The organism is Nostoc sp. (genome assembly GCF_036917355.1).
GTDB lineage: Bacteria > Cyanobacteriota > Cyanobacteriia > Cyanobacteriales > Nostocaceae > Nostoc.
Genome location: NZ_JBALDP010000028.1, coordinates 42,297 through 50,187, shown reverse-complemented (window position 1 = coordinate 50,187; position 7,891 = coordinate 42,297). Strand labels below are relative to the sequence as shown.

The window sequence follows — 7,891 nt, the reverse complement described above, 5'->3', positions numbered from 1 at the left end:
ACCAACTTACATTTGAGCAGGTAATTTCTGTCTCTTCTTACAACTTTATCCTGGAAGCTTTATTCTATGCAGCTTCATATTAAATTGGTATAAGGCACTCAAAGCATTGGTGCGATACTCGTCATTGTCAATCGCTCTGACAGCAGCTAGTGCTTCTGGCAAAATTTGTGGCAGTTTGTCAGCTAAGGCACTTAAGGCATGGGCGCGAGAAGATTCAGACTCAATCGACCTGGCAGCAGCTAGCGCTTCTGGTAAAATTTGTGGCAGTTTGTCAGCTAAGGCACTTAAGGCATGAGCGCGAGAAGATTCAGACTCAATCGCTCTGGCAGCAACCAGCGCTTCTTGTAACAAATCAGGTGGCAATTTGTTAGCTAAGGCACTTAAGACAATGGCGCGATATTTCTCATCCTGAATTGCCTTTGCAGCAGCCAACGCTTCTGCTAATACCGATAGCTCTTTGTTAGCTAAGGCACTTAAGACAATGGCGCGATATTTCTCATCCTGAATTGCCTTGGCAGTAGCCAGCGCTTCCGGCAACACTGATAGCTCTTTGTCCGCTAAGGTAATTAGGGCAATGGCACGATACTTCTCATCCTGAATCGCCTTTGCAGCAGCCAGCGCTTCTGACAACAACTCAGGTGGCAATTTGTTAGCTAAGGCAGTCAAAGCGGAGGCACGATCCCGCTCATCCTGAATCGCCTTGGCAGCAGCCAGTGCTTCTGACAACAACTCAGGTGGCAATTTGTTAGCTAAGGTAGTCAAAGCGGAGGCACGATCCCGCTCATCCTGAATCGCCTTGGCAGCCGCCAGTGCTTCTGGCAATACTGATGAGTCTTTGTCAGCCAAGGCACTTAAAGCAGAGGTACGATACTGCTCATCCTGAATCGCCTTGGCAGCAGCCAGTGCTTCTGATAACAACTCAGGCGGTAGTTTGTCAGCTAAGGCACTCAAAGCGGAGGCACGATACCGCTCATCCTGAATCGCTTTGGCAGTAGCCAATGCTTCTGGCAATACTGATGAGTCTTTGTCAGCTAAGGCATTTAAAGCAGAGGCACGATACCGCTCATCCTGAATCGCCTTAGCAGCAGCTAGTGCTTTTGGCAATACCAATGGCTCTTTATCAGCTAAGGCACTCAAAGCAGAAGCACGATACCGCTCATCCTGAATCGTCCTTGCAGCAGCCAGGGCTTCTGGCAACAAATCGGGTGGTATTTTGTTAGCTAAGGCACTCAGGACAGAGGCACGATTAGACTCATCCTGAATTGTCTTTGCAGCAGCCAGGGCTTCTTGTAACAAATCAGGTGGCAGTTTGTTAGCTAAGGCACTCAGGACAGAGGCACGATTAGACTCATCCTGAATTGTCTTTGCAGTAGCTAGGGCTTCTGGCAACAAATGAGGTGGGAGTTTATTAGCTAAGGCACTTGGGGCAAAAGCACGATACTGCTCAGATTGAATCGCCCTTGCAACAGTCAGTGCTTCTAGCAACAACTCGGGTGGTAGTTTGTCGCCTAAAGCACTCAGAGCATAAGAGCGATACTGTTCAGACTGAATCGCCCTTGCAACAGTCAGTGCTTCTAGCAACAAATCGGGTGGTAGTTTGTCACCTAAGATACTCAGGGCCGAAGCACGATACCGCTCATCTTGAATAGCCTTGGCAGCAGCCAGTGCTTTTTGCAATGCCAGTTTTTTGAGATTTGGGGGCAAATATTTGAGTAGCTCTGTAAGCAAACTCACTTTCTGAAATAGATTTGGGTTTTGTAGGATGTAAGCTAGTCCTTGTTCAGGAACCCACACATTGTTTTTGACCAATGCGATAAGTAGTTTTACTGCTATACTAGCTGCCAGACTATTAATGGATGCAGTAATTAGAGCATAGGCACACTGCAAACTTACAACTTGAGACAGGGTTGATTCAGTCCAATTGGCTTCTATTAACTCCCAGGCACGAGAAATATCCGTTATGTAACCCGCAGTTTGTCCCAATTGTTCTCGCACTTCATACCAGCCATTGCTTCCAGTTGCAGACTCTTCCCGCAATAACTGGTGAATCTCTTCTAACTGTCCAGCCTTTTCCAAATGCCAAACTAAATACTGATGAATGTAACGATCATCGAGTAAAGTATGCCATAAACCATTCTGGGTTTTCTGCCGATACTTCTTTAAAAAAGCAGCGTGAACATCAGCAAGGTTTAAACCCAACCCAGCCAAATCTCCTGGGCGCTTTGGCTCAGAGGGAGCAGTTAACAAATTACACGCTAAATCGTGGAATAAGTCATGTAAGCGATAGGTAGGCATACCATCAGCAAGCGGTACTCCTGTTAATAGCAATGCTTTATTCCGTAAATATTGCAACATCTTGGCAGCATCACGCTTATCCATCTGCCACAGCGTTGCCGCCATCATCTTATTAATGTTGACATCCTCCGGCAATACCCCTAACCAAGAGAAATGCTGCTGCTTTTCTGGTGGCATTCTCTTGACACTCAAATTTAATGATGCGGTTAAACTCAGGCGTTTTAAACTAGCCTCATCGGTAATTTCTTCGGCTTCCGGTCGGTCAAAACTTGTTAATCTGGCTATTTCTTGCCGAATATCCACCAATAGTTCATTCCAAGTCGTACCACAGGCAACTTCGGCGGCTGCGAGTTCCAATGCTAGGGGAAGATAACCAACACCTTTGGCTAAATTTTCTGCTGAGTGACGTTCTGTGCCAGTAATCTCGCGTCTTAATTTCTTCGTCAGCAATTCCATTGCCTGGTCTGGTTTCATTATATCCAGGCTGTAGGTGTTGGCTGCTAAGGCATCGGCAATATGACCTTCACGAGTAGTTACTAAAACTTGACAACGCGCACCACCAAAATTAAACGCTTGTGCATCTTCGGTATTCCAAGCATCATCCACCACCAGCAACACAGCCTTGTCATAAAGCAGAGTCCGCAAATGCGAGGAAGTTGCTTCAACACTGGTAGGCTTAAAGCTATAGTCTCCTAATGCTTGCACCCAGCCACTAAGTAAAGAAAGGACATTGGGTTGTTGACCTAATGTTGCCCAAAGAATGCCATCACAAAAACGAGATTGTATTTCTGCATTATGGGCTAAAGCCGCCGCTAAAGTAGATTTGCCCACCGAACCCAAACCGTGAATTGCAGTAATTACTAAAGTGCGACTATCAGACGATGAACCATTTAAAAGACGAGCCTTTAAATCATCGCTGTACTCTGGGCGTTCTACAAAGTATGTGGGTAAAGGTGGCGCTTGAAATAGAGTAAGTTTAATTTGGGGTACAGTAGCAACACCCTCATCTTGGGTGGAATTGGCTGCTAATTTTTTCGATTTCTTTGGTCTTTTCTTTTCCCACGCTTCATCAAACCCTTTCAGGTTCTTCTCTCTATCCTTTGACCATAGCTTTAAAGTAAAGCGCCAGTCATCAGAACCTTGAGTTTGGAGACGGTTATCTTCCAGAATCTTCAAAAAATCCTTCAGCAAATTCAGCGCTTCTCGAATTTGCGTTTTAGTTAACTTGCCAGCACATTTATCTTTTTGCGTCAGCAACTCCAACACGACTAACGTAGTCTGTACAGTCAGCTTGGGGTTAGCGCTGTCTGCTTCTTTCCAGTCGGACTCAATTTTAAAGTTACCATCCTCAAATTCCCCATCGACAAAACAAAGCAACGCCTCTAGCAGACGCTTGACTCGCTTTTGAATCTGAAGCCCATAGGTAATTCGTGGCATTACATCCAAAAAATTGAGTAAGAAGTTTGGGGCTACCCCAGATTGAAACTACCACCCCAAAGTCATGTAATCCAGATTCTAAGGCATTTTCAGCGACATTGGGGTATTTGCTTAGGGACACAGCCCCAAAGAGAACCTATATCTATCAACTCTTTGGGGCATAACCAAATGCAAGTCCGTCAAATTCTCGGTAAAACCATTGCTTTGTTGCTGGCAATGCAACTATTCTTGATTGGTTTACAAGCTAAAAGCCAGATTGACCAAGGTAAATCATCCATTGAGGCGTTGATTTGGATGACTCAACAATATATTTCAGTGCTGGTTAAAATTCGCAGCTTGCAGGATAAAAAGGAGAAAAATGATTCTCCAAAGCTCAAAAGTAAAAGATGAAATGGTAGGGTGTGTTAAGCAGAGGCGATACCTACGGTGGTCACTGAGCTTGCCGAAGTGCGGTAAACTACGCAGTTTATCAGATATAGTAGCGTGTTGTGGAAGTGCGATCGCCTAAAATAGGATTTCGATTGATTTTGTCTCCCCTGGCATTATCTCCTGACACAACACCTGCTACTGCAAAAATCGCTTCACCATTGAGTTTAGTAGTGGTAGAAAACTGATGCTTTTCCAGTTCTGCACAGTGTCTAAGTTAATCTTGAAGGTTTGTAGTAAGCACTTTAGTGCTTAAAATAATCAGGACTAAAATCCTTACTACAAACTTGCTTATCCATCAATTTCAACTTGACGTACTACTAGCACACTAGCCAACAAATACTCAGTCTATCTATTTAGCTCTTAAGGCTTGGCAACACTAGTGACATCCTTGTTAAGAACCCCTAAAGCTGTTGACAATTTCGGTTTATTTGGTGCAGAGGCTTTCAGTCCTGCCTTAATCTCATCGGCTTTGTCTTCAATTTCTTTGTAGGTAGTGGGAGATTTAGCTTTGACTCCATCCTCAACCTTTGACCAGGAATCTTCAAATTTATCAAATTCCCCTTTCGCTTTGGTAAAATCTCCCGCCTCAACTGCGGCCTTAGTATTGGTAACAACACCTTGTAGACCTTGAAATTCGGTTGTTTTAGCGGGAGTGGCTGCTGCACTAGGGGTGGTTGTCGCAGCGGGAGTGGCTGCTGTATCAGAGATAGAACTCCCAGCAGGTGGCGTCTGTGCAGTAGGTTCGTCACTCTTATTGCAGCCAACCAAAGTCATTAGGCTGATTGCAGCAACTATCAGTACTGGATTAAAACGATTCATTTTAAACTCCTCATCAAAACTCGTTTGTGTAGACTAGTACCGCAAGAGGGAAATCAAAATTTAAAAGTCACTCATGCTTTAATTTTGGGATTTATAGCGGTAATGAAATAGTAGGTTTGTTTCCGCCGACTTGTACTAGCGTTCATATTTTACGCTGACTATGAACAAAAATATTAATGCTATCAAGGTAAAAAACTCGGAAAGAACCAATATCTTCTCTTTCCGAGTTCTTTACTTGCTGTGCTTTACCTTAAGAACAGAGTCTATCAAGACTCCTCACACCAATTACTGACTTCGAGTCTTGTCTGACAAGACTCGATTTTTCTCATCTCATTTGCATTTCAGGTGATATTGAGCCTACATTGTATTGGGAAAAAGTTTCTACTGACAGGAAAAATACCATGAAACGTTCATTTCGTAAGTATCATCGTATCCTTGGCATCATCCTATCTGTGCCACTTATGTTAACCGTGCTGACTGGGATATTAACAACCTTTGTCCGCGAGTGGTCTGTGAGTATAGGAGTTCCAGCTAGCTTCCTCTTAAGTATCCATACAGGCGAAATCTTTCATCTGCAAGGAATCTACCCAATTTTGAATGGATTAGGAGTTTTGGGATTGTTGGTGACAGGATTAAATATGTCTGGTTTATTTGGTAAAAAAACTCGGCAAAACCCTAATAATTAAACTAAGAAGCTAATGGCAAACGTACCTGAAAGCAGCTACCAACAACGATTTCACTGGTGACGCTAATATCTCCTCTATGAGTTATAGCGATCTCTCTTGCTCAGTTGTCAAGTGCGTTTTTTATCCTTATCTTCTTTAATTTATCAAGTTCATATCATACCAAATTAGATGAGCTTACCCTGCCACCCCCCTAGTACCCCAAAGCGGAATTAAAAATTAAAAATGAATACAGTGTAAGCATTTCATTCATTTTGAATGAGTAATTTATTTACGCCGTGGCTTACTAGCTAGTAATTTCAAGATTCCATCTCTGCCAATTCTAACCAGCGTTCAGTCGCCACATCGATCGCGTGCTTGAGCTTTTCTACATGATCGTACAATTTCTGCACCTGACTATAATTCCCCGGTGAAACATTTGCCAGCGTTTTCTCGGTTTCCGCCTTCTCAGCCTCTAACTCGGCAATTTTACCTTCCAGCTGCTCAAATTCCTTTTTCTCCCAATTAGATAATCTCCGCCGCTTGGTATTCTCTCCATCCTTAGCTGAAGCTGCACCATTTTGGACTTCGGCATTTTTCGGCTTCTCCTTAGCATTCGCAGCCTGTTGCTGTGCCTCTTCAGCCTTCTTATAGTCCAGATAAATCGAGTAATTACCTGGATATTGCCGCAGATTACCGCCTTCCTCAAAGGAAAATACTGTGTCGATGGTGCGATCCAGAAAGTAGCGATCGTGAGAAACTACAATTACACACCCGGCAAAGTCTTCTAAATAATCTTCTAATACTGCCAATGTCTGAACATCTAAATCGTTTGTCGGTTCATCTAAAATTAAGACATTGGGCGCACCCATCAAAACCCGCAACAGAAATAAACGGCGTTTTTCCCCACCGGAAAGTTTACTAATTGGGGCATACTGCTGATTACCAGGAAACAAAAACCGCTCCAACATTTGCGAAGCGGTAATTTGAGTACCATCGGTAATTTTGACAAATTCTCCTTCTTCTTTGATGTAGTCAATCACGCGCTGATTTTCGTTTAAGGCTGTGAGCAATTCTTCCGAATGCTGGTCAAAATAACCGATGTGAACTGTAGTACCAATTTCTGCAATGCCGGAATCTGGCTTAACCCGTCCAGTAATGATATCCATTAAAGTCGATTTACCAGCACCGTTAGCGCCAATAATGCCGATGCGGTCTTCTGGACTAAATTCGTAGGTGAAATTATTAATCAGAGTGCGTCCATTGTATGCCTTAGAAACGTTATCTAATTCAATAACTTTTTTCCCAATGCGACGACCAACTGTCGAAATATCAACTTTACCCTGAACTTGTTTAAATTCAGTATCTCGCAGAGCGTGAGCGCGATCAATTCTAGCTTTTTGCTTGGTACTTCTGGCTTTTGGCCCTTTTTTGAGCCATTCCAACTCGCGCCGCAACAAGCCTTGGTGTTTGCGTTGACTACTTACAGCAGATTCTTCAGCTAAAGCTTTCTTTTCGAGGTAATATGAGTAGTTACCTGTATAGGTGTAAATGTCGCCTCGGTCGATTTCCACAATCCGGTTGGTAACGCGATCTAGAAAATAGCGATCGTGAGTAATCAGAAACAATGCGCCGCGATAGCGATTTAAATAACTTTGTAACCATTCTACAGAAAGAGCATCTAGATGGTTTGTTGGCTCATCCATGAGCAAAGCATCTGGTTCTGATAGCAAAGCTGATGCTAAAGCAATGCGCTTGCGATAGCCTCCAGATAAAGTACTTATCTTGGCATCAAAATCAGAAATTCCTAATTTTGTCAGGATGATTTTGGCATTAGTTTCTAGTTCCCAAGCACCACTCGTATCCATCCGTTGCATCACCACAGAAAGGCGAGACATCAGTTGACTATCATCTGGATAGTGAACCAATTTATCAGAAAGTTCTTCATACTCGCGTACTAAAGCCATGTGTTCGCCACTGTCAGCGAAAACTTGCTCTAAAACTGTATGATTTTCATCTAAATCTGGCTGCTGCGGTAAATAGATGATTTTAGAACCGGAGTTAATTAAAATTTGACCGCTATCTATCGATTCTAATCCGGCGATCATTTTTAACAAGGTTGATTTACCAGAACCATTAGTACCAATTAATCCAACTTTATCGGTAGCATCAAGGCTAAAGCTCGCATCTTTTAAAATTTCCTTGATGCCAAAGTCTTTTTTTACTGATTGTAGTGTAATAATACTCAT

5 protein-coding genes are annotated in these 7,891 nt (G+C 43.2%); 2 read left to right on the top strand and 3 right to left on the bottom strand.

Features of this window, described 5'->3' with window-relative positions; genetic code table 11:
- Positions 1–45: 45 nt before the first annotated feature.
- Positions 46–3,732: an NB-ARC domain-containing protein gene (locus V7K53_RS08385; protein ID WP_335197089.1), complete on the bottom strand. Its 3,687-nt coding sequence runs from the start codon at positions 3,730–3,732 to the stop codon at positions 46–48.
- Between the two features lie 168 nt (positions 3,733–3,900).
- On the opposite strand from V7K53_RS08385, the gene V7K53_RS08380 reads away from it, so the two are divergent.
- Positions 3,901–4,122, top strand: coding sequence for a hypothetical protein (locus V7K53_RS08380; protein ID WP_335197088.1), 222 nt, complete (start codon positions 3,901–3,903; stop codon positions 4,120–4,122).
- Positions 4,123–4,521: 399 nt separating this feature from the next.
- On the opposite strand, the gene V7K53_RS08375 is transcribed toward V7K53_RS08380, so the two are convergent.
- The gene (locus V7K53_RS08375) at positions 4,522–4,980 is read right to left on the bottom strand and encodes a DUF4363 domain-containing protein (protein ID WP_335197087.1); all 459 of its coding nucleotides are present in this window, start codon (positions 4,978–4,980) and stop codon (positions 4,522–4,524) included.
- Between the two features lie 401 nt (positions 4,981–5,381).
- Between V7K53_RS08375 and V7K53_RS08370 the strand changes: the two genes are divergently transcribed.
- Positions 5,382–5,666: a peptidase gene (locus tag V7K53_RS08370; protein WP_335197086.1), complete on the top strand. Its 285-nt coding sequence runs from the start codon at positions 5,382–5,384 to the stop codon at positions 5,664–5,666.
- 296 nt (positions 5,667–5,962) lie between these two features.
- On the opposite strand, the gene V7K53_RS08365 is transcribed toward V7K53_RS08370, so the two are convergent.
- Positions 5,963–7,891 (bottom strand): ABC-F family ATP-binding cassette domain-containing protein, encoded by a 1,929-nt coding sequence (locus tag V7K53_RS08365; RefSeq protein WP_335197085.1) that lies wholly within the window; start codon positions 7,889–7,891, stop codon positions 5,963–5,965.

Excerpts from the sequence above, each read along its gene's own strand:
- V7K53_RS08385 (WP_335197089.1), bottom strand. The coding sequence starts at position 3,732 with ATGCCACGAATTACCTATGGGCTTCAGATTCAAAAGCGAGTCAAGCGT.
- V7K53_RS08380 (WP_335197088.1), top strand. The coding sequence starts at position 3,901 with ATGCAAGTCCGTCAAATTCTCGGTAAAACCATTGCTTTGTTGCTGGCA.
- V7K53_RS08375 (WP_335197087.1), bottom strand. The coding sequence starts at position 4,980 with ATGAATCGTTTTAATCCAGTACTGATAGTTGCTGCAATCAGCCTAATG.
- V7K53_RS08370 (WP_335197086.1), top strand. The coding sequence starts at position 5,382 with ATGAAACGTTCATTTCGTAAGTATCATCGTATCCTTGGCATCATCCTA.
- V7K53_RS08365 (WP_335197085.1), bottom strand. The coding sequence starts at position 7,891 with ATGAGTATTATTACACTACAATCAGTAAAAAAAGACTTTGGCATCAAG.